Consider the following 21075-nt stretch of genomic DNA (forward strand, 5'->3'; position numbering starts at 1 on the left):
TCGGGCGGCGGTGCCGTCGAGCGTCTCGCAGAGGGCGGTCATGCGGAACCGCCGAACTCAGGACCGAGCCTAGCCGCTGAGCCGAGGGGGCTCGGCAGGCGGGCCGGATCGGCGGACCATTGCCCCGTCCGTGTCGGTTTGCTACGGTCCGGCGGCGCGGATCCGCCCGCCGGCACGCGGAAGGGCCGGGCGGCGGATCGCTCCGCCTCCCGGCCCTTCGACGATCGGTCGGTCTCCCGAGGTCAGACCGTGAGGGCGGGAACGCCCTTGCGGCTGGTCAGGATCTGGTCGATCAGTCCGTACTCGAGCGCGTCGTCGGCGCCGAGGATCTTGTCGCGGTCGATGTCCTTCTTGACCTGCTCCGGGGAGCGGTTGGAGTGGAAGGACAGCGTCTTCTCGAGCCACTCGCGCATGCGCATGATCTCGGCGGCCTGGATCTCGATGTCCGAGGCCTGGCCACCGCCCTGCTGCACGGCCGGCTGGTGGATCAGGATGCGCGCGTTCGGCAGCGCCAGGCGCTTGCCGGGCGTGCCCGCCGCGGTGAGCACCGCTGCGGCCGATGCGGCCTGACCGAGGACGACGGTCTGGATGTGCGGGCGGATGTACTGCATCGTGTCGTAGATCGCCGTCATCGCGGTGAAGGAGCCACCGGGCGAGTTGATGTACATCACGATGTCGCGGTCCGGGTCCTGGCTCTCGAGCACGAGGAGCTGGGCCATGATGTCGTCCGCGGACGCGTCGTCGACCTGCACGCCGAGGAAGATGATGCGGTCCTCGAAGAGCTTCGCGTAGGGGTCCTGGCGCTTGTAGCCGTAGGCCGTGCGCTCCTCGAACGTGGGGAGGATGTAGCGGGAGGAGGGCGCGGCTCCGGAGCCGAAGGCCGTCCCGCCGAAGGTGGGTGTGTTCATTGTCTCTTCCTGATCTCTCGGCGCGTCGGGGTGCTCAGCTGTCGGTGGCGGTTCCGCCGCCGCCGGCGACGTCGGTCGCCGAGGAGCGGATGTGGTCGACGAAGCCGTAGGCCAGGGCCTCCTCGGCGCTGAACCAGCGGTCGCGGTCGCCGTCCTCGTTGACCTGCTCGACGGTCTTGCCGGTCGCCTTCGCGGTGATCTCGGCGAGGCGCTTCTTCATGTCGAGGATCAGCTGCGCCTGGGTCTGGATGTCGGACGCGGTGCCGCCGAACCCGCCGTGCGGCTGGTGCAGCAGGACGCGGGCGTTCGGCGTGATGTAGCGCTTGCCCTGGGTCCCCGCGGTGAGCAGGAGCTGACCCATGGACGCCGCCATGCCGATGCCGACCGTCACGATGTCGTTCGGCACGAACTGCATCGTGTCGTAGATCGCCATTCCCGCGGTGATCGAGCCGCCGGGCGAGTTGATGTACAGGAAGATGTCCTTCTCGGCGTCCTCGGCCGCGAGGAGCAGGAGCTTCGCTGCGATCTCGTTCGCATTCTCGTCGCGCACCTCAGAACCGAGCCAGATGATCCGGTCCTTGAGAAGGCGGTCGAAAACACTGTTGGGCATCGCCATATCGGCCATGTGTCGCTCCGTTTCAGTTGTCGCTTCGGAGGCGAATCTATCGGACGGCACCCGGGCGACCCGGCCGTGTTCGCCGGGGGCGGAGCCGGAGCGGCCGGTGTTCGCCCGGGGCGGACTGCGGGCGGGACCCGGGCGCGGACTCGGGCCGGGACGACGAGAGCCGCCCCCGGTGATCCGGGGGCGGCTCCTGTCGTTCTCGCGTCGAGGACTACTCGGCGGCCGGAGTCTCCTCGGCGGCCGGAGCCTTCTTCTTCGCGGGGGCGCGCTTCTTCTTGGGGGCCGGCGCGGGCTCCTCCTCGGCGGCGGGTGCCTCGGCGGCGGCGGGGGCCTCCTCGACGACGGCCTCCTCGACGGACTCGGCGGCGGGCGCGTCGACCTCGTCGGTCGCGGCGTCGTCGGCGGACTCGTCCGCGTCGTCCCCGGGGACGGCGGTGAACGCGGTCAGGTCGACGGCGTTGCCCTCAGTGTCGGTGACCTTCGCCTTGCCCAGGACGATGGCGAGCGCCTTGTTGCGGGCGACCTCGCCGACCATCTGGCCGATCTGGTTGTTCTCGGACAGGATCTTGATGAACTCGTTCGGCTCCATGCCGTACTGCGCCGCACCCTGGATGAGGTACTGCGTGAGCTCGTCCTGGCTGACCTGGACCTTCTCCTGCTCGACGACGTGGTCGAGGAGGATCTGAGTCTTGAAGGTCTTCTCGCTCGCCTCGGTGACCTCGGCGCGGTGCTCGGCGTCCTCGAGGCGGTTCTCGCCCTCGAGGTGGCGGTGCACCTCGTCCTCGACGAGCGCGGCGGGGACGGGGACCTCGACGAGGCCGAGGAGGGCCTCGACGAGCTTCTCGCGCGCCTGGCCGCCCTGACCGAAGGTCTTCTGCTGGGCGGCCTGCTCCTTGAGCGAGTCGCGCAGCTCGGCGATGGTGTCGAACTCGCTGGCGATCTGCGCGAAGTCGTCGTCGGCGTCGGGGAGCTCGCGCTCCTTGACGGCGGTGAGCGTGACGGCGATCTCGGCCTGCTGGCCGGCGTGGTCGCCACCGAGCAGCGGTGCGGTGAACGTGGTGCTCTCCCCCGCGGTGAGCGAGTCGAGCGCCTCGTCGATGCCCTCGATCAGCTCGCCCGAGCCGAGCTCGTAGGAGATGGCGTTGGCCGTGTCGACCTCGACGCCGTCGATGGTCGCGATGAGGTCGATCTGCGCGAAGTCGCCGGTCGTCGCGGGGCGGTCGACGGTGACGAGCGTGCCGAAGCGGCTGCGGAGCTTGTCGAGCTCGGCGTCGACGTCGGCGTCGGTCACCTCGGCCGCGTCGACCGTGAGCTCGAGGCCGTCGTAGGCCGGGACGGTGATCTCGGGGCGGACGTCGACCTCGATGGCGAGCTCGAGGTCACCGGTGAAGTCCTTGTCGCTCGGCCAGGCGACGATGTCGGCCTGCGGGCGGCCCAGGGGGCGCACCTCGGTCTCGCGGACGGCCTCGCGGTAGAAGCCGTCGAGCCCCTCGTTGACGGCGTGCTCGAGGACGGCGGCCTTGCCGACCCGCTGGTCGACGATCGCCGGCGGGACCTTGCCCTTGCGGAAGCCGGGGACGTTGATCTGCTCGGCGATGTGGCCGTAGGCGTGGGTGATGCTGGGGCCGAGCTCGTCCGGGGTGACCGAAATCGCGAGCTTGACGCGGGTCGGGCTCAGCTTTTCTACCGTGGTCTTCACGTGAGGGGATCTCCTGTGCTGGTTGGTGTCGGCGCCGTGTGACCGGTCGTCACGGGTCGATGTCGTCACGATGAGTACTCGTGGTCGGGGCGACAGGATTCGAACCTGCGACCTCCCGCTCCCAAAGCGGGCGCTCTAGCCAAGCTGAGCTACGCCCCGGTTGCGCGGGCCGGTGCACCGTGCCGATGAGGACTCTCGTCGAGCCCTTCCTGCACGGTCACTGGCGCGACACGCCGAAATGGCCTTCGCAAGTGTACTGCACCGCACTCCTGCGGCCGGAACAGGCGCGCGGGGGCGGCGTCGCGGGTCGGCGTCGCCGCCGCTTCGCCTCGTGTACTACAGTGTCCTGGTGCCCGGTCGAGACGACGGGCCTCGCCCGAGAGGGCGGCCCGCGGCGGGTTCTCCGGACTGCCGATTTCGGGGCTGTAGCTTAGTGGTAAAGCCTCTGTCTTCCAAACAGATGATGCGAGTTCGATTCTCGTCAGCCCCTCCGATTCTTTCTTCCTTCTTGCTGGTCGAGTAGCCGCGCAGCGGCGTATCGAGACCCACCGTCCTCAGCAGGGACGGATCTCGATACGCCCTCTGCGAGGGCTACTCGATCAGCATGGGCTGGCAGACCTCGATCGGGCGGCTTCCCCTTGCTGGTCGAGTAGCCGCACAGCGGCGTATCGAGACCCACCGTCCTCAGCAGGGACGGATCTCGACACGCCCTCTGCGAGGGCTACTCGATCAGCTGGGCGGCGGAGCTCAGCGAACGGTGACGGCGACCGGGGCGCTCGTCGCGGTGTTGCCCGCGGCGTCCGACGCCTTCGCCACGACCTGGTGCTCGCCCTTGGGGAAGCCCTTGGTGGAGACGGTCAGCTTCCAGGTGCCGTCGGCCGCCTTCTTCGCCGTCCCGATCCGCGTGCTGCCCGTCCAGAAGACCAGGGACGTGGTGTCGGCGTCCGCGACCGCGACGAGGGTGACCGTTCCGACGACGGTACTGCCCGCGGTCGGGCTGGTGACGCGCGAGGACGGTGCGGCCGTGTCTCGGGCCGGAGTCGGCGTCGGCGTCGGCGTGTGCGTCGGGGTCGGAGAGGCAGTCGGAGTCGGAGTCGCGGTCGCGGTCGGAGTCGGCGTCGGCGTCGGCGATGCAGTCGGAGTCGCGGTTGCAGTCGGACTCGGGGTGGCGATCGGAGTCGCAGTCGGGGTCGCGGTCGGAGTCGCGGTCGGCGTGGCAGTCGCGGTCGGCGTAGCAGTCGCGGCCGGAGACGGAGTCGGGGTGGTGGTCGGGGAGGACGTCGGGGTGGGGGTCGGGGTGGGGGTCGCGGTCGGGGTCTCGGCAGGATCGGTCGGCTCGGGGACGGCTGTCGGTGCCGGGGAGGCGCTGGGCGTCGGCACGCTCGTCGGCTCAGCGGTCGGCGGCGCGGACGGCACGGGCGTCGACGTCGGCTCGGACGCCGCCCAGTCGGGCACGGCCTCGGGTCCCCAGAGGATGTCGGCGATGAGGGCCTGGCCGCGGGCGTTGGGGTGGAAGTAGTCGACGGTGGACACGATGTCGGGCGAGACGGTGGCGGCGGTGAAGGCGCCGTCGTCCCAGACGCAGCGGGAGCCGACGGCGGAGCAGGCCGCGGCGAGGGCGTCGTTGAACTGACGGGTGCGCTGCGCCGCTGCGGCGACCGCCGCGGTGTACGCGTCACCGGTCTGGACGACGTTGTCGGCCGTCGCCCCGCGGGTCGTGCGGCAGAGCCGGTTCGCGGGCCAGCCCGCCTCGGCCGGTCCCCCGCGCAAGCCCGCCCACTCGGACGCGATGTCCGGCATCGAGCCGACGAGGACCGTCGCCTCCGGCCAGGTCGAGCCGATCTGACGCAGCAGGCTCGACGCCGACGCGCTGAAGGACGCGGCGGGAGTCATCGCGTACCCGTCGGCGGCGCCCGTGAGGTCGGGGTGGCAGAGGTCGTTCCCGCCCACCAGGAGGGTGACGACGTCGGGGTCCGCGCCGGCCGAGGCGGCAGCGGTCACGGTCGAGGCGACGGCGTTGATCCGGCTCCCCGACTTGGCGTAGTTCGCCGTGGTGACGACGCTGCCCGGGTTCACCTCCTGGAGGCGGGTGGCGATCGAGCGGACCGCACTCGCGGTTCCCGTCGACCAGGAGTTGACCGGGCAGTCGGCGCGGGTGCCGCAGCTCGAGGCGCCACGGGTGATCGAGTCGCCGAAGGAGACGACCGACAGGGTCGGGGCCGGTTCGGCGGCCGCGGCGGGCACCGCGGCCGCGCCGACGAGGAGGGCGATGAGGAGGAGGACGGACAGGGGGGAACGGCGGGCCGGGCGCGGGGGCATGACTCTGCTCTCGTGGGGCGACGTGGTGCCGCGGCGGCGGAGCGAGGCGGGGGCGCGGGCTCCGTCGACCGGGCTACCGGGGGACGGGGAGGGGAACCGCCGGATCCGCCCGGAGAAGTGCCGCTCAGGGAGCCCGGCCACTCCGGCGGTGCCGGCTGTTCAGAGCCTGGCCGACGGCGCAGCACCGCGATACCGCCTCACGACCGGCCTGCTCCCCCCATAGGTGAGGCGCGGCACGGGTCGAATCCTTCGGTGCGTCCTGCACCGCTCCGATGAGGACCACCGCGGTCCCCTGGGCGCTTGACGGCGGCCCCTGCTGGTCAGCGGACCGTGACGGTGACGGGGGCACTCGTCCCCGTGTTGCCCGAGCGGTCGGTCGCGGTGGCGACGAGATCGTGCTCGCCCTTCGGGAAGCCCCTGGTCGACACGGTCAGCGTCCAGCCGCCGTTCGCCGCGTGCTTCGCCGAGCCGAGGCGGCGACCCTCGCTCGAGAAGACGAGCGACGCGGTGTCGTCGTCGGAGACGGCGGCCAGGGCGACGTTCCCCGAGACCGAGCCGCCGGCGACCGGGCCGGTGATGCGCACCGTCGGCGCGGTCGTGTCCTTCGTGCCGGCGAGGCCTCGGCTCGTAGTCGTGCTCGGGGTCGAGCCGGACGCCGGAGCGCGGGTCGCTGCGGGTGCCGGGGTCGTGGGCCGCGCAGGAGTCACGGTCTTCGTCGCCCGACGCGCGCCGGTCGGGGCCGGAGTGGCCTTCGGCGCGGGGGTGGTCTTCGACGACGGGGTGGTCGTCGGGGCGGGAGTCATCGTCGGAGTGGGCGTCGTCGGGACCGGCGCGCCGGTGACCGCCGGCACCGGCGGGGAGACCGGAGCGCCCTGGGTGAGGCGCGCGGCCCAGGCGGGGACCGCCGCGGGACCCCAGAGCACCCGCGCGATCAGGGCCTGGCCCTGGACGTTCGGGTGGAAGGAGTCGACGCTCGAGACGATCTCGGGGCTGATCTCCGTGCGGCTGAGGGCGCCGCCGTCCCAGACGCAGTGCGGGCCCTCGGCCGCGCACGCCGAGGCGAGCGCGTCGTCGTACTGCCGCGTGCGCTCGGCCGCGGCGGCCACCGTCGACGTGAAGGCGTCACCGGTCTGGACGACGTTGTCGGCGAGGGCCCCGCGCGTCGTCCGGCACAGCTTGGCCGACGGCCAGGTCCTCGCGCCCGCGCCGGTCTGCACCGCGGCCCACTCGGACGCCACGTCCGGGACCGACCCGACGAGGACGGTCGCCTCCGGCCAGGCGGACCTGATCCGCTGCAGCGCACTCGTCGCGGACGCGGCGAACGCGTCGGCGGGCGTCATCGCGTAGCCGTCGGCGGCGGCCCGGAGATCGGGATGGCAGAGGTCGTTGCCGCCGATGAGCAGCGTCACGACGTCGGGCCGGGCCCCGGCGGCCGCCGCGGCGGACACCGCCGAGGCGACTGCCGCGATCCGGCTGCCCGACTTGGCGAAGTTCGTCGACGTGACGGTGCGACCCGGGTTCAGCTCCTGGAGGCGGGTGGCGACCGAGTGCACCGCGGGTGCGGAGCCGGTGGCCCAGGAGTTGGCGGGGCAGTCGCCCCGGCCTCCGCAGGTGGTGGCGGCGCGGGTGATCGAGTCGCCGAACGAGGCGACCGAGAGCGCGGGGGCCTCGGCGGCGGTGGCGGACGGGGCGGCTGCTCCTCCGGCGAGGAGCAGTGCCGCGAGAGCGACGGTGGACAGGCGGGAACGGAGGGACATGGCTCTTCTCAAGGACGGTGATGAAGGAGGGCGGAGCACGGTCGTTCGACCGTCGGCTCCAGCGGTCGACCGACCGCGAGGAGGGCAGCGGACGACGCCGGCTGAACCTCGTGGTGAAAGGTATTTCCGCTCCTCCGCCGGCCGCCAACTTGTGGCACGGATCGACTCGACTGGCATTCATTGAGCAGTTGTCGGTCTTTGATCACCTGGCGCACATCGACGACCGGTGCACCTTCTCGACCACTCGGCGCACTCCGATCCGGTGCGCCTCCCCTCAGCTAGCGGCCGCCGACGGCGGTCTGCTGGAGGTCCGCCGGAGACGGACTCCCCTCGGACGACTGCGCTCCGGCCGGACGGCCGAGCGTCACGCGCTCGGTCACGTTCTCGCGCATGCCGACCCGGGTCCTCGAGTCGTCCGGGGCGCCGCTGGTCGAATCGGCGATGCCGATCTCGTCGAGCGTCGGGAGGTCCGCCGGAGCCGGGGCCGGAGCGCCTGCGGAGTGCGGGACCGCCCACGCGGGAACCGCCTCCGGGCCCCACAGGACGCTCGCGACCAGCGCCTGGCCGGCGACGTTCGGGTGGAAGTAGTCGACCGTCGAGAGGACGTCCTTCGTGACAGGGGTCCTGGTCAGGGCACCGCCGTCCCAGACGCACTGGGGGCCCGCTGCGGAGCAGGCCGCGGCCAGAGCCTCGTTGTACCGATCCGTGCGCTCCTCGGCTGCGGCGACCGCCGCCTCGAAGGCGGCCCCCCTCTGGACGTGGTTGTCGGCCTTGGCCCCGCGCGTGGTCCGGCAGATGCTGAACAGTCCCCAGATCAGCTTGCCCGGTGTGCCCTGGACGACCTCCCACTCGGACCCGATGTCCGGCACCGACCCGAGCAGCACGGTCGCCCGGGGCCAGGCCGAGCTGATCTGCCGGAGCAGACTCGACGCCGAGGCGGAGAAGTCCGCGGCGGGCGTCATCGCGTAGCCGTCCGGCCCGGCCGGGACGTCGGGGCTGCAGAGGTCGTTGCCGCCGATGAGGAGCGTGACCACATCCGGAGCGGCCCCGGCCGCCTGTGCCGCCGTGACCGCCGCGGAGACCTCGGCGATGCGGCTGCCGGACTTCGCGCGGTTGTCGGTCGTGACCGTGCGCTGCGGAGCCACCTCCTGGAGGCGGGTCGCGATGGAGCGGACCTCGGGCGCGGATCCGGTCGACCAGGAGTTGACCGGGCAGTCCTCCTCCGTGCCGCAGGTCGCGGCGGCTCGGGTGATCGAATCGCCGAAGGCGACGACGGACAGCTCGGACGGTGTCGCGGCGGCGGCGGGGGCGATCGCCCCTCCCGCGAGCACGGCCGCGGCGAGGCCGAGGACGATCAGGGGGGAACGGCGGGGTCGGTGCGGGGACACGATTCTCCTCGGGAAGAGTGGGACGGAGACAGAGGTGTCCGATCGATCGGCGAGCCGTCGATCCGAGGGCGGCGACCGCGCACCGGGAGTGACGCGGCGGAACCTGTTCCCGAACGGTAGAGACCCTCACCGCAGAGGCGGAAACTTCTGGCGCCGATCGATCCCCTGGCGCTCCCTGACCGCCTCAGTCGGTCCCGCCGCCGGCCGCTCCCCGATGCAGATCGGCCAGGACGAGGTAGGACGCGGCGTTGCGGCGGATCCCGTCCCGCTCCTGCTCGGACAGCTCGCGGCGCACCTTCGCCGGAACGCCCGCGACGAGGGAGCCCGGCGGCACGACGGTGCCCTCGAGCACCACGGCGCCGGCGGCCACGAGCGACCCGGAGCCGATCACCGCCCCGTTCAGGACGGTCGCGTTCATCCCGACGAGCACGTCGGACTCGAGGGTGCAGCCGTGCAGCACGGCGTTGTGCCCGACCGAGACACCCGAGCCGAGGCTCGCGTCGAACCCCTCGTCCACGTGCACGATCACGCCGTCCTGCAGGTTGCTGCCGCGGCCGATCCGGATGCGCGCCTTCTCCGCGCGGAGGACGGCGCCGTACCAGACGCTCGACTCCTCCTCCAGCACCACCGCTCCGACGAGGGTCGCGCCCGGGGCGACCCAGGCCGAGTCGGCGACGACCGGGGATCCGCTCGGCAGAGCGATCAATCGGGCGTCCGGGTGCGCTCCTGGTGCCATGCGATCGGTCCTCCTCCTCGGCGGACGGTGCGGTCGCCGGATCCCAGTGTCGCAGGGGCGTCGGTCACCGCCCGGGCGGCGATCCTGGCCGGTCGTCGGACCCCGACCACGATCTGTCCCCGTCCGGGGCACGCGCGGAGGAGGCGGCACGACCTAGGCTGACCCCGGTCCGGGGGGATTTCCGTGACCGACGGAACAAGGGGACTGCAATGCGACGACGTACCGCACGGGCGACGATCATGGGAGCGCTCGCAGCCCTCCTCCTGGTGCCGATGGCGGCCACCGCGCCCGGCAGCTCGGCGAGCGCCGCCGCCGACACGGTGAAGCCGGTCGTGAGCATCACCGCTCCGGTGAGCGGATCGACGGTCTCGGGGACGATCTCCCTGAAGGCGACGGCAACGGACGCGGTCGGGACCACTCAGCTCTCATTCTGGGAGGGCACCCGCCGTCTGGGCTACGCCACCGTGCAGGCGGGAGTCTGGACGCTGCCGCTCGACACGCGGACGCTGGCCGAGGGCTCGCACGTCTTCGTGGCCAAGGGCAAGGACGCGGCGGGGAACATCGGCAACAGCGCCGCCACGCGCGTCACCGTGCATAACACCGGCTCGACCCCCGTCCCGACGGTGAGCCCCTCCCCCACGCAGACCCCGATCCCGTCGGCGACGCCCACTGCGACGACCACTCCCTCGCCGACCGCGAGCCCGACGACCGCACCGAGCCCCAGCGCCACGCCGACCGCCACGGGCTCGCCGAAGCCCGACACGACGAAGCCGACCGCGCGGATCACCTCGCCCGCCACCGGGAGCACCGTCCCGCGGACCGTGACGCTCGTCGCCACCGCGTCGGACGACACCGGAGTCACCGCCCTCTCCTTCTGGTCCGGCTCCACCCGGGTCGGGAACGCCGTGCAGCAGGCCTCCGGCGACTGGTCGCTCACCACCTCGAGCCTCGCCGTGGCCTCGCACGTGATCATCGCCAAGGCCCGCGACGCCGCCGGCAACATCGGCAGCAGCGGCTCGATCGCGCTGACCGTCTCGGCCACGGCACCGACGACGCCGCCGACCGCGACTCCGACGCCCACCGCGACCCCGACGAAGACCCCGACGCCCACGGCGACCCCGACCGCCACCGCGACGCCGACCGTGACACCGACGGCGACCCCCACGGCCACCCCGACCGCGACACCGACCCCGACGGCGACGCCCACCACTCCCCCCACCGCGCCCGGCGTCCCGGCGCCGCTCGCGCAGTGGGACTTCACCCAGTCCGCCGCGCCGTACTACTCCACCGCGAACGACCTGCCGCTGCTCCAGGCGGGCAAGACCAAGGCCACGACCACCTCGACGCCCTGGGGCTCCGGGATCTCGATGACCGGGACGAGCTTCCTCCGGGTGCCGCAGGAGTCGGCGGGACGCCTGACGATCGGCGCCACGGGCAACGCGGTCACCGTCGCGAGCTGGGTCTACATGACCGACGACAGCACCGGCTACGTCGCCGGCGCCTGGAACGAGCACGGCGAGCGCGCGGGCCGCTCCTACGGCCTCTTCTACGACCTCGGCCTCTACGGCGGCGACGAGCGATCGGCCTTCCATGTCTCGCGGACCGGCGGCCCGACCCCCGGCTATCCGTACTCCCGCGACTACTCGGCCTCGGGGAACACGTTCACTCGGAACACCTGGCAGCTGCACGTCGGCACCTACGACGGCACCTACGCGGTCTCCTACCTGGACGGCACCTCCGTCGCCTACCCGCGCTTCGTCGACAACAAGGGCGCGACCTACGCGAAGAACCCGTACCTCTTCACCGAGGGCCTGAACCCGAACGCCGGCGACTTCACGGTCGGCGCGGTCGAGCTCACCTCGGGCCCCGGCAACTACGCGAAGGGCACCTTCGCGAAGATCCGGGTCTGGGACAAGGCCCTCACCGCCGACCAGGTCAAGGCGCTCTACGACACGGAGCGCACGGCGCTGAAGTAGGCGCGGGGACTGTCTCTTCCGCGTCGGAGGCCGATGCTGATCGAGCAGCCCGCGCAGCGCGGCGTATCGAGATCCACCAGCGTCAGGACCGGAGTCTGCAGACCCGACCTGCTGACGACGGTGGGTCTCGATACGCCCCTTCGGGGCTACTCGACCAGCATGGGAAGGCCGCCGCAGCATTCTTCCCTCACCGGCGAGACGCGCAGCGGCTACGCGGAAGGCGCGGCGCGCGATCGGGGCTCAGCGCGCGGCGCGGAGCCAGGCGAGGACCGCGAGCACGCGGCGGTGGTCCGAGCCGGAGTCCTCGAGTCCGAGCTTCTGGAAGATCGAGGTGACGTTCTTCTCGACCGCGCCGACGCCGATGAAGAGCGCGGCGGCGATGCCCGCGTTCGTGCGCCCCTCGGCCATCGCCTCGAGCACCTCGCGCTCGCGCGGGGTCAGGAGCGCCAGCGGGTCGCGGTTGCGCTGGAGCAGCGAGGCGACGACCTGCGGATCGAGCACCGTCCCGCCCGCCGCGACGCGCTCGACGGCGTCGCGCAGCTCCTCCACCGAGGCGACGCGGTCCTTGAGCAGGTAGCCCATGCCGCCCTCGCCCGAGCCGAGCAGCTCGTGCGCGTAGGTCACCTCGACGTACTGGCTGAGCAGGAGCACGGCGATCCGCGGGTGCAGGCGCCGGAGGTCGAGGGCCGCGCGGACGCCCTCGTCGCGGAAGGTGGGCGGCATGCGGACGTCGAGCACGGCCACGTCCACCGAGGACGGCTCCGCAGCGACCGCCGCGAGCAGCCCCTCGGCGTCGCCGTGGGCTCCGACGACGGAGAAGCCGGCGTCCTCGAACAGTCGGACCAGGCCCTCGCGCAGGAGGACGGAGTCCTCGGCGAGGGCGACGCGGATCGGTGAGGCGGGCGGCACGCCCTCAGGATAGGGCGGGCGGCGGTGCGGGCAGGAACGGCACGTGCACACCCACCGTGGTCGGGCCGCCCGGGGGCGAATCGACGGTGAACAGCCCGCGCAGCCCGCTGACGCGCCCGGCGACCCCCTCGAGCCCGTGACCGGGCAGGGGCGAGGCGCCGCCGACGCCGTCGTCGACGACCCAGACGTCCAGCCAGCGCTCCGGTCCGCCCGTCCCCCGCACGTCGAGGTGCAGGCGGATCGAGCGAGCCGACGCGTGCTTCGACGCGTTCGCGAGCAGCTCCGCGACGACGAAGTAGACGCTGCGCTCGACCTCGGGCGGCACCTCCGTCACCGGATGCTCGACCAGCACCTCGACGGGCACCGGGCTCAGGGCCGCCAGCGAGTGCACCGCAGCGGTGAAGCCCCGGTCCTGCAGGATCGGCGGCGCGACTCCCCGGGAGAGCGCGCGCAGCTCGTCGAGCGCCGAGCGGACGTGCTCGCGCGCCTCGTCGATCAGCGCCGCCGCCGAGTCGGGATCGGAGCGCACCCGGTTCAGAGCGGATCCGAGGTCCATCTGCACCCGGATCAGCCGCTGCTGCGGACCGTCGTGGATGTCGCGCTCGAGCCGGCGCAGCGCCCGGTCCTCGGCGGCGACCGCCGCACCGCGGGAGACGCTGAGCTCCGCGACCTCGCGCTGCAGCGCCTCCGAGCCCCAGGGCCCGAGCAGCAGCCGATCGACGAGGAATCGCGCGAGGGTGAGCCCGCGGGTGACGAACGGCAGCGTCGCGAGGAACAGGACGACGAGCGCGACATCGGCCAGCACCAGGAAGGCCGTGGGCGGCCCGGGAACGCCGAGGACTGCGCTCGACTGCCCGGAGACGAGCCGGACGATCGCCGAGGAGTCGCCGGCGAGCAGCGCCGTCAGCGAGCCGAGGCCGGCCCAGCTCCAGAGCCCGAGGACCGCCGCGAAGACGAGCGCGAGCAGCGGCGCCACGACGAGCGTGTGCAGCAGCGCGAGCCAGTAGTGCCCGTCGACGACCGGGCCGTAGAGGGCGAAGGTGGCGGGCGCGACCGAGGCGGGCGGGCGGCGCCACTGCGGCTCGTCGATCCGGGGGCGGCCGGCGAGCCGGTCGAGCGCTCGGGTCGCCCGACCGAAGCCCCGGGCGGTGTGCAGCGCCAGCGGGAGGAAGACCGCGCCGATCAGCACGCCGATCAGGCCGAGGCCCAGAGCGAGGGCGACTCCGGTCGCGAACGCACCCGCCAGCGCCAGCGGCACGGCGAGCAGGAGCGACAGGGCCTCGCGGGGCAGCTCGCGCCAGAGCCGGAGGTACGCCGCGGAGGCCTCACCGAGGGCGGTCGGCGCTGCGGGCACGCGAGTCTCCTCCCCCGGTCCTCGCGGGCGCGCGGACATCCTCTCGAGGGTACCGGCGACCCTTCGCGGTGACGCGGGGGCTGACCCCCGGTTCCGTCTCGGAAGCGCACCGCACGTGCCGGGCCGGCACAGGCCAGGCTCTCCTTCTCCCGCCTTAGCCGAGCCTGCACTTCCTTGCGAACACTGGGCTGCGGCGTAGTGTTGACGATCAGTCAGCCCCTCTCGAAAGGAACAGACGATGTCCACTGCATCCGTCACGTCGCTCACCTCGTCGAACCCGGATGTCGCATCCGGAGTCGCCCAGTTCCTCAGCCCGGTCGTCGTCGAGATGACCGCCCTGGCCGTCAACAGCAAGCAGGCGCACTGGCACGTGCGCGGCGCCAACTTCATCGGCGTGCACGAGCTGCTCGACGTCGTCGTCGGCCACGCGATCGAATGGGCCGACCTGGCCGCCGAGCGCGTCGTCGCCCTCGGCCTCCCCGTCGACGCCCGCATCCAGACCGTCGCGTCGGCCACGCAGACCGCCCCGCTCACCCCGGGCTTCCAGCGCTCCGAGAACGCCATCGTCGAGGTCATCGGCCTGATGGACGTCGCGATCACCACGGTCAACACTGCGATCGCCGAGCTCGCCGACATCGACGCGAGCAGCCAGGACGTCGCGATCGAGATCGGCCGCGGCCTCGAGAAGGACCGCTGGTTCCTCTTCGCGCACGTCAGCGAGAGCTGAGCACGCGCCTCCCACGCCGCGACGGCCCGTCGGATCCTCGGATCCGGCGGGCCGTCCGTCGTTCCGGACCCGGTCAGACCTCGTGCGTCACGCGTCCGGCGAGCAGCGTCGCGGCGACGGGCATCGAGCGCAGCTGCTCGCCGTCGGAGGCGAGCGGGTCGCGCTCGACGACGATCAGATCGGCGTTGTCTCCCGCCTGCGGAGCGAGCCGCCGGGTGCGGGTCGACGCGACGAGCGCCTCCGCGATCGTGACCCGCTGCTCCGGGTGCCACGGCTCGTCGCCGTCCCGGGCGCGGGAGACGGCGGCGGCGATCGCCACCCAGGGGTCGAGCGGTGCGACCGGCGCGTCCGAGCCGAGCACGACCGTTGCTCCGGAGTCGATCAGCGAGCGCAGCGCGAAGGCCCGGCCGGTCCGGCCCTCCCAGTAGCGGTCGGCGACCTCCCGGTCGTCCAGCGCATGCGCCGGCTGCACTCCCGCGACGACGCCGAGCTCGGCGAAGCGCGGGAGGTCGGCGTCGGAGAGCAGCTGCGCGTGCTCGATGCGGCCGCCGCCGACCTTGGCCAGGGCGTCGAGCGCGACCGTCGCGGCCGCGTCGCCGATCGCGTGCACCGTCGGGCGGATGCCCGCCGCGGCGGCACGCGCGAGCAGCTCGTCGAGCTCGACGGGGTCCACGGTGAGGACGCCGCTGCCCTCGTGCCCGGCGTACGGGTGCACACAGTACGCGGTCCGGGTGTTCAGCGAGCCGTCGATCAGCACTTTGAGCGGCCCCATCCGGAGCAGGCCCTCGCCGCCCTCGACCTCGTCCCCGGTGCGCAGCCCCTCCGCGATCGCCCGGTCGAGGTGGTCGCGGTAGACGCCGATGTCAACGCGCAGCGAGCGGGTGCCGCGGGCGATCCGCCGCGTCCAGTCCCCCGCGTTCCAGCGCATCTCGAGGTCGACGACCCCAACGACTCCGCGAGCGGCCGCGCGGCGCGCCGCCTCGTCGGCCAGCTCGTCGAGCTCGTCGTCGCTCAGCGCACCGAGTGCCGTGACGAGGCGGAAGCAGGGCTCCTCGCGGAGGATGTCGTCCTGAGCGGGGAAGCCGTAGCGGCGCAGCGCCGCGGAGTTCACCCAGGCGCAGTGCAGGTCGCCGCTGACGAGCACCACCGGTCGCTCCGGCGCCACCGCGTCGAGCAGGGCGGTCGTCGGCAGATCGGGCCAGAGCCCGTCGCGGAAGCCGAAGCCGACGAGGGTCGCCGGCGAGTCCGGTGCCAGGGCGAGCCGCGCACGGACCGCCTCGACCGCCTCCGCTGCCGACCGCGCCGTCGAGACGTCCAGGCGGGGCGCGGTCATCGACCACTGGGAGAAGTGCACGTGCTCGTCCCAGAGCCCGGGCAGCAGCCAGCGGCCGTCGAGGTCGCGCACCTCGGCGTCGCCCGTGCGGGTGGCGTCGAGCGCGCCGTCCGGAGCGATGGCCTCGATCCGGCCGTCGCGGAGCAGCACGGACACCGGCTCGTCGCGGCCGAGGAGCCGCGCGGTGCGCAGGAGCAGGCTCGGGGTCACGGGATCCTCTCGGTCGTCGCTCGTCACGGGCACTTCAGGCGGTCACGACTGGCACACCGGGCACCAGTAGAGCTTGCGTGCACCGATCTCCTCGAGCAGGACGTTCGTGCCGCAGACCCGGCAGGGCAGTCCCTCGCGCTTGTAGACGTAGTTGCGCTCGGCCCGGCTGCGCACGGCGGCGGAGCGCTGCGTCTTCGTCAGGCCCCGGCGGGTGATCATCATCCCGGTCCGGATGCCGTCCTCGAGCAGGAGCGCCCAGTCGGCCCAGAGCTCGCGCGCGAGCTCGAGCGGCACCAGCTTGCCCGGCGTGTGCGGGTCGAGTCCGGCGCGGTAGAGCAGCTCGGCGCGATAGATGTTGCCGATCCCGCTGACGACCGACTGGTCCATCAGCACGAGCCCCACCGGCGTGGCCGTCTTGCGCAGGCGGTTCACGAAGCGGTCGCGCGCCTCGTCGGAGTCGTCCGCCGCAGGGTCCGGGCCGAGCCGGGCGAGCAGCGCCTCCACCTGCGCGTCGTCCATCACCTCGCAGGCCGTCGGGCCGCGCAGGTCGGCGACCGTCTCCTCCGTCTTAATGCGCACGCGCACGGCGCCGATCGGCGCTGGCGGGAACTCCTCGAGATCGCTGTCGGTCTCGTGCTCGGTCTCCGACAGTCGGACCGCTCGGCGGCGGCGCGGGGCGCCGATGCTGCTGCCCGCCTTGCCGTCGTCGAACAGCGGCGAGACGTGGCCGAGGAAGTCCCAGGCGCCGTAGAGGCCGAGGTGCACGTGCAGCGTCGCGTCGCCCTCGAAGCGCAGCAGCAGGTGCTTGCCGACCGCGGTCGACTCGAGCACGGTCCGGCCGTCCAGCAGCGCGGCGCCCTCGACGAACCGGCCCTGCGGGCTGCTGGTCGCGACGGAGTGGCCGACGATGTCGCGCTCGAACTGCAGCGCGATGCGATGGACGGAGTGGCCCTCGGGCACCTAGCGACCGCTCGCGGCGGAGTCGACCGTGCGGCCGGCGATGTCGCCCGTGGCCTCGTACTCCGCGAGCTGCGCGATGCGGCGCACATGGCGCTCCTCGAAGGAGAACGGCTCGGCGACGAAGGCGTCGATGAAGTCCGTCGCCTCCTCGACCGAGTGCTGGCGCGCTCCGATCGAGATCACGTTGGCGTCGTTGTGCTGCCGGGCGAGCACCGCGGTGCTGAGGCTCCAGACCAGCGCGGCGCGGACGCCCGCGACCTTGTTGGCCGCGATCTGCTCGCCGTTGCCCGAGCCGCCGAAGACGATGCCGAGCGCCTCGACGCCGGCCTCCTGGTCGCGCACGACCGCGGCGGCCGCGTTGATGCAGAACGAGGGGTAGTCGTCGAGCGGGTCGTACGAGGTGGGGCCGTGGTCGACCACGTCGTGGCCGGCGGCACCGAGGTGCTCGATCAGGTGCCGGCTGAAGTCCAGCCCGGCGTGGTCCGTTGCGATGTGGATGCGCACGCGCTCGTCCTCCGGAAAGCCGTTCGTGGCCCGTGGATCCGGGGCCGGGAGTCAGGGTACCGCTCGCGCGGCGGCCCGGTCCTCAGCCGAGGACCGGGCCGCCGACGCGGATCGCGGTTCAGTCGAAGATCGGGTCGCGGGTGCGCGAGCGCTTGAGCTCGAAGAAGCCGTCGTACGAGGCCACGGCGACGAGGCCGTCCCAGAGCGAGAGCGCCTGCTCGCCACGCGGGATCGGCGAGATGACCGGTCCGAAGAAGGCGATGTCGCCGATCGCGATGACCGGCGTGCCGACGTCCTGGCCGACCCGGCCGATGCCGTCGAAGTGCGAGGCGCGCATCGGCTCGTCGTACTCGTCGGTGTCGGCGAAGGCGGCGAGGCTCGCGTCGAGGCCGACCTCGGCGAGCGACTCGGCGATGACCGCGTCGACGTCCGTGCGGCCACCGTTGTGGATCCGCGTGCCCAGTGCGTCGTAGAGCGGCTTGACCTTCTCCTGGCCCTCGCGCTCGCCGACGGCGGCGACGAGGCGGGTGTAGCGCAGGGCGCGCGGGAAGAACGCGCGGTAGTCGTCGCTCACGTCCTGGTCCTCGTTGAGCACGGCGAGGCTCATGATGTGCCAGGTGACGTCGAGGTCGCGCCCCTCCGTCACCTCGTCCACGAAACGGGAGGTCATCCAGGCCCAGGGGCAGGAGGGATCGAACCAGAAGTCAACGGCGGTCATGAGGCAACGCTACGCCTCTCGGCGCCTCTCGGGTGCGCGGGTGCGGCGCGGCCCTAGGGTGGATCGGTGGCGCCCGCACCCCGGCGCCGAAGCGGCAGCGCCGAGACGAACGGATGGAGCACCCTGTGCCTGGAGACAACCTCACCCGGAGCGAAGCGCAGGAGCGCGCCTCGCTGATCCAGGTCGACGCCTACGACGTCGCCCTCGACCTGACGCGGGGGGCAGAGACCTTCCGCAGCACCACGACCGTGCGCTTCACCGCGACGGAGGGGGCCTCCTCCTTCATCGACGCGATCACGAGGACCGTGCACTCGGTCACGCTGAACGGCGTGGAGCTCGATCCGGCCGACGTCGCCGACGGCGTGCGGATCCGCCTCGACTCGCTGGCCGCCGAGAACGTGCTGCGCGTCGACGCCGATGCGCTCTACACGAACACCGGCGAGGGCCTGCACCGCTTCGTCGACCCGGTCGACGGCGAGGTCTACCTCTACTCGCAGTTCGAGGTCCCGGACTCGCGCCGCGTCTTCGCGGTGTTCGAGCAGCCCGACCTCAAGGCCGCCTTCTCCTTCACGGTGACCGCGCCCGCCGCCTGGCAGGTCGTCTCGAACCAGCCCACCCCCGAGCCCGTGCCCGCCGGCGACGGCGTCGCGACCTGGAGCTTCGAGCCCACTCCGCGGATCTCCTCCTACATCACCGCGCTCATCGCGGGCCCCTACGTCGTCGAGACCGACTCGCTGGTCTCCTCCGACGGCCGCACCGTCCCGCTCGGCGTCTTCGCCCGCGCCTCGCTCGCGCCGTTCCTCGACGCGGACTACGTCTTCGAGAAGACCAAGCAGGGCTTCGCCTTCTACGAGGAGAAGTTCGGGGTGCCGTACCCGTTCGCGAAGTACGACCAGCTCTTCGTGCCGGAGTTCAACGCGGGCGCGATGGAGAACGCGGGAGCGGTCACCTTCACCGAGACCTACGTCTTCCGGTCCAAGGTGACCGACGCGGTCAAGGAGCGCCGGGTCGTCACGATCCTGCACGAGCTCGCGCACATGTGGTTCGGCGACCTGGTGACCATGAAGTGGTGGAACGACCTCTGGCTGAACGAGTCGTTCGCCGAGTACGCCTCCACCCTCGCGACGGCCGAGGCGACCGAGTGGACCGAGGCCTGGACCACCTTCGCCGCGATGGAGAAGAGCTGGGCCTACCGCCAGGACCAGCTGCCCTCGACGCACCCGATCGTCGCGACGATCAACGACCTCGAGGACGTCCAGGTCAACTTCGACGGCATCACCTACGCCAAGGGCGCCTCGGTGCTCAAGCAGCTGGTGGCCTGGGTCGGCGAGAAGGAGTTCCTCGCCGGCGTGCACGAGTACTTCGTGAAGCACGCGTTCTCGAACACCGAGCTGCGCGACCTGCTGGTCGAGCTCGAGGCGACCAGCGGCCGCGACCTGACCGAGTGGTCGGCGCAGTGGCTCGAGACGGCCGGCGTGAACACGCTCCGGCCCGAGATCGTGGTCGACGAGGAGGGCGCCATCGCCTCGTTCGCGATCCTGCAGAGCGCGGTCGCCGACTACCCGACGATCCGCCCGCACCGCCTCGCGATCGGCCTCTACGACTTCGAGGGCGACCGCCTCGTGCGCATCGACCGTCTCGAGCTCGACGTGGACGGCGAGCGCACCGAGGTGCCCGAGCTGATCGGCCGCACCCGCCCCGCGCTGGTGCTGCTCAACGACGACGACCTCGCCTACGCGAAGATCCGGCTCGACGACGCCTCGCTCGCCGTCGCGATCGAGCACCTCGCGAGCATCAGCAGCCCGCTCGCGCGCTCGCTGGTCTGGGGCTCGGTCTGGGACGCGACCCGCGACGCCGAGTCGGCGCCGCGCGACTTCGTCCGCCTCGTGCTCGGCAACATCGCGACCGAGACCGAGTCGACGACGCTGCGCACGGTCCTCGGCCAGCTCGTGAGCACCGCCTCGCAGTACGTCGCGCCGGAGCACCGCGACGAGGTCCTCGCGGAGGTGGGCGACCGGCTGTGGACGCTGGCGCAGGGCGCCGAGGCCGGCAGCGACGCGCAGTTCCAGTTCGTGAAGGTGCTCGCCGCGGTCGCCACGACGCCCGCGCACCTGGACGCGGTGCAGGCGCTGCGCGACGGGACCACGACGTTGCCGGGGCTCGAGATCGACACCGACCTCTCCTGGGAGCTGCTGATCGCGCTCGTGGCCGGCGGACGGGCGGACGCCTCGGACATCGACGCGGCGCTCGCGGCCGACAACACGGCGACCGGTGCGCAGTCCGCGGCGAACGCCCGCGCGGCGATCCCGACGGCGGAGGCCAAGCGCGCGGCCTGGGACTCGGTGACGCTCGACGACTCGGCGCCGAACACCATCGTGCGCGCGACGGGTCTCGGCTTCCAGCACACCAGCGACCCCGCCGTCCTCGAGGCCATGGTGCCGGTGTACTTCGACGCCCTCCGCTCGCTGTGGGACGCGAAGAGCTACAAGATCGCGGAGTACCTCGTCGTCGGCTTCTACCCGGCGGCGACGCCGACGCCCGCGATCGTCGACGCCACCCGCGCGTGGCTCGACGCGAACCCCGACGTGCCGGCGCTGCGCCGCCTCGTGATCGAGAACCTGGCCGGCGTCGAGCGCGCCCTGCGCGCGCAGGAGCGCGACGCGGCGCTCTGAGCGCGTCGGCCCTGCTGATCGAGTAGCGCGCGCAGCGCGCGTATCGAGATCCCCTGCCACCAGGAGGGGCGGGTCTCGATACGCCGCTGCGCGGCTACTCGACCAGCATGGGCAGCCCGCGGATCACGCGCCGGTGGCGCCCCTTCCTGCTGATCATCACGCGGCGGTGGCGCCCCTCCATGCTGATCGAGTAGCGCGCACAGCGCGCGTATCGAGCGGAGGGGGCGCCTTCGGCGCCAGTGCAGGGCGGGGAAAGGATCTTGTGGCTGGCTCGTTGTGGTTG

Annotated in this window: 17 protein-coding genes and 2 tRNA genes; 4 read left to right on the plus strand and 15 right to left on the minus strand. The window is 72.5% G+C overall.

The features are described 5' to 3' along the window. Nucleotides 1-242: 242 nt before the first annotated feature. The 4 genes from MT351_RS09515 to MT351_RS09530 all read right to left on the minus strand — a co-directional run bounded on the left by MT351_RS09515 (nt 243) and on the right by MT351_RS09530 (nt 3388). Nucleotides 243-908, minus strand: coding sequence for an ATP-dependent Clp protease proteolytic subunit (locus tag MT351_RS09515; RefSeq protein ID WP_123445811.1), 666 nt, complete (start codon nt 906-908; stop codon nt 243-245). 34 nt (nt 909-942) lie between these two features. Next, the gene (locus MT351_RS09520; protein ID WP_260300538.1) at nt 943-1584 is read right to left on the minus strand and encodes an ATP-dependent Clp protease proteolytic subunit; all 642 of its coding nucleotides are present in this window, start codon (nt 1582-1584) and stop codon (nt 943-945) included. Between the two features lie 157 nt (nt 1585-1741). Next, nucleotides 1742-3229 (minus strand): trigger factor, encoded by a 1488-nt coding sequence (tig, locus tag MT351_RS09525; RefSeq protein WP_243582034.1) that lies wholly within the window; start codon nt 3227-3229, stop codon nt 1742-1744. An 81-nt stretch (nt 3230-3310) separates the two neighbouring features. Beyond that, nucleotides 3311-3388: transfer RNA gene (locus tag MT351_RS09530), tRNA-Pro, on the minus strand. 260 nt (nt 3389-3648) lie between these two features. Here MT351_RS09530 and MT351_RS09535 point away from each other — a divergent pair. Further along, nucleotides 3649-3719, plus strand: a tRNA-Gly gene (locus MT351_RS09535). A 257-nt stretch (nt 3720-3976) separates the two neighbouring features. On the opposite strand, the gene MT351_RS09540 is transcribed toward MT351_RS09535, so the two are convergent. From MT351_RS09540 to MT351_RS09555, 4 genes are all read right to left on the minus strand, one after another. Next, entirely contained in the window at nt 3977-5548 is a 1572-nt protein-coding gene (locus MT351_RS09540; RefSeq protein WP_243582035.1) for a GDSL-type esterase/lipase family protein, read from the minus strand. Between the two features lie 320 nt (nt 5549-5868). Then, nucleotides 5869-7305 carry a GDSL-type esterase/lipase family protein gene (locus MT351_RS09545; RefSeq protein WP_243582036.1) on the minus strand — a complete coding sequence of 479 codons (1437 nt, stop codon included), beginning with the start codon at nt 7303-7305 and terminating at the stop codon, nt 5869-5871. 278 nt (nt 7306-7583) lie between these two features. After that, nucleotides 7584-8693 carry a GDSL-type esterase/lipase family protein gene (locus MT351_RS09550; RefSeq protein WP_243582037.1) on the minus strand — a complete coding sequence of 370 codons (1110 nt, stop codon included), beginning with the start codon at nt 8691-8693 and terminating at the stop codon, nt 7584-7586. A gap of 184 nt (nt 8694-8877) precedes the next feature. Continuing rightward, nucleotides 8878-9429 carry a gamma carbonic anhydrase family protein gene (locus tag MT351_RS09555; protein WP_132437883.1) on the minus strand — a complete coding sequence of 184 codons (552 nt, stop codon included), beginning with the start codon at nt 9427-9429 and terminating at the stop codon, nt 8878-8880. A gap of 209 nt (nt 9430-9638) precedes the next feature. Here MT351_RS09555 and MT351_RS09560 point away from each other — a divergent pair, with 209 nt between their 5' ends. Continuing rightward, nucleotides 9639-11405: an Ig-like domain-containing protein gene (locus MT351_RS09560; RefSeq protein ID WP_243582038.1), complete on the plus strand. Its 1767-nt coding sequence runs from the start codon at nt 9639-9641 to the stop codon at nt 11403-11405. Nucleotides 11406-11645: 240 nt separating this feature from the next. Here MT351_RS09560 and MT351_RS09565 read toward each other — a convergent pair whose 3' ends face one another. Both MT351_RS09565 and MT351_RS09570 read right to left on the minus strand, forming a co-directional pair. Further along, the gene (locus MT351_RS09565; protein ID WP_123703482.1) at nt 11646-12314 is read right to left on the minus strand and encodes a response regulator transcription factor; all 669 of its coding nucleotides are present in this window, start codon (nt 12312-12314) and stop codon (nt 11646-11648) included. Nucleotides 12315-12318: 4 nt separating this feature from the next. After that, nucleotides 12319-13668: a sensor domain-containing protein gene (locus MT351_RS09570; protein ID WP_243582039.1), complete on the minus strand. Its 1350-nt coding sequence runs from the start codon at nt 13666-13668 to the stop codon at nt 12319-12321. Nucleotides 13669-13906: 238 nt separating this feature from the next. Between MT351_RS09570 and MT351_RS09575 the strand changes: the two genes are divergently transcribed. Further along, complete coding sequence (locus MT351_RS09575) at nt 13907-14395, plus strand: Dps family protein (RefSeq protein ID WP_123445793.1); 489 nt, start codon at nt 13907-13909, stop codon at nt 14393-14395. Between the two features lie 73 nt (nt 14396-14468). Here the strand turns inward: MT351_RS09575 and MT351_RS09580 are convergent, their stop codons facing one another. The 4 genes from MT351_RS09580 to MT351_RS09595 form a co-directional block, all read right to left on the minus strand. Beyond that, a complete protein-coding gene (locus tag MT351_RS09580; protein ID WP_243582040.1) occupies nt 14469-15938 on the minus strand; it encodes an amidohydrolase in 1470 nt (489 codons plus the stop codon). Between the two features lie 42 nt (nt 15939-15980). Then, nucleotides 15981-16898: an Fpg/Nei family DNA glycosylase gene (locus MT351_RS09585; RefSeq protein WP_243582041.1), complete on the minus strand. Its 918-nt coding sequence runs from the start codon at nt 16896-16898 to the stop codon at nt 15981-15983. Next, nucleotides 16899-17402 carry a ribose-5-phosphate isomerase gene (locus tag MT351_RS09590; protein WP_127886453.1) on the minus strand — a complete coding sequence of 168 codons (504 nt, stop codon included), beginning with the start codon at nt 17400-17402 and terminating at the stop codon, nt 16899-16901. It lies immediately after the preceding gene. A gap of 118 nt (nt 17403-17520) precedes the next feature. Beyond that, nucleotides 17521-18120, minus strand: a complete 600-nt coding sequence (locus MT351_RS09595; RefSeq protein ID WP_132437877.1) for a DsbA family protein — start codon at nt 18118-18120, stop codon at nt 17521-17523. A gap of 125 nt (nt 18121-18245) precedes the next feature. On the opposite strand from MT351_RS09595, the gene pepN reads away from it, so the two are divergent. Beyond that, nucleotides 18246-20792 (plus strand): aminopeptidase N, encoded by a 2547-nt coding sequence (gene pepN, locus MT351_RS09600; RefSeq protein WP_243582042.1) that lies wholly within the window; start codon nt 18246-18248, stop codon nt 20790-20792. Nucleotides 20793-20886: 94 nt separating this feature from the next. On the opposite strand, the gene MT351_RS09605 is transcribed toward pepN, so the two are convergent. Further along, on the minus strand, nt 20887-21075 hold a 189-nt coding region (locus tag MT351_RS09605), incomplete at its 5' end, for a hypothetical protein (RefSeq protein WP_243582043.1).

It is taken from the genome of Rathayibacter sp. VKM Ac-2926 (genome assembly GCF_022815565.1).
Taxonomy (GTDB): Bacteria; Actinomycetota; Actinomycetes; order Actinomycetales; family Microbacteriaceae; genus Rathayibacter; species Rathayibacter festucae.

Bases quoted from the DNA above. Each gene is read 5' to 3' on its own strand.
- MT351_RS09515 (WP_123445811.1), bottom strand. From the start codon at position 908: ATGAACACACCCACCTTCGGCGGGACGGCCTTCGGCTCCGGAGCCGCG.
- MT351_RS09540 (WP_243582035.1), bottom strand. From the start codon at position 5,548: ATGCCCCCGCGCCCGGCCCGCCGTTCCCCCCTGTCCGTCCTCCTCCTC.
- MT351_RS09575 (WP_123445793.1), top strand. From the start codon at position 13,907: ATGTCCACTGCATCCGTCACGTCGCTCACCTCGTCGAACCCGGATGTC.
- MT351_RS09560 (WP_243582038.1), top strand. From the start codon at position 9,639: ATGCGACGACGTACCGCACGGGCGACGATCATGGGAGCGCTCGCAGCC.
- MT351_RS09595 (WP_132437877.1), bottom strand. From the start codon at position 18,120: ATGACCGCCGTTGACTTCTGGTTCGATCCCTCCTGCCCCTGGGCCTGG.
- MT351_RS09545 (WP_243582036.1), bottom strand. From the start codon at position 7,305: ATGTCCCTCCGTTCCCGCCTGTCCACCGTCGCTCTCGCGGCACTGCTC.
- MT351_RS09555 (WP_132437883.1), bottom strand. From the start codon at position 9,429: ATGGCACCAGGAGCGCACCCGGACGCCCGATTGATCGCTCTGCCGAGC.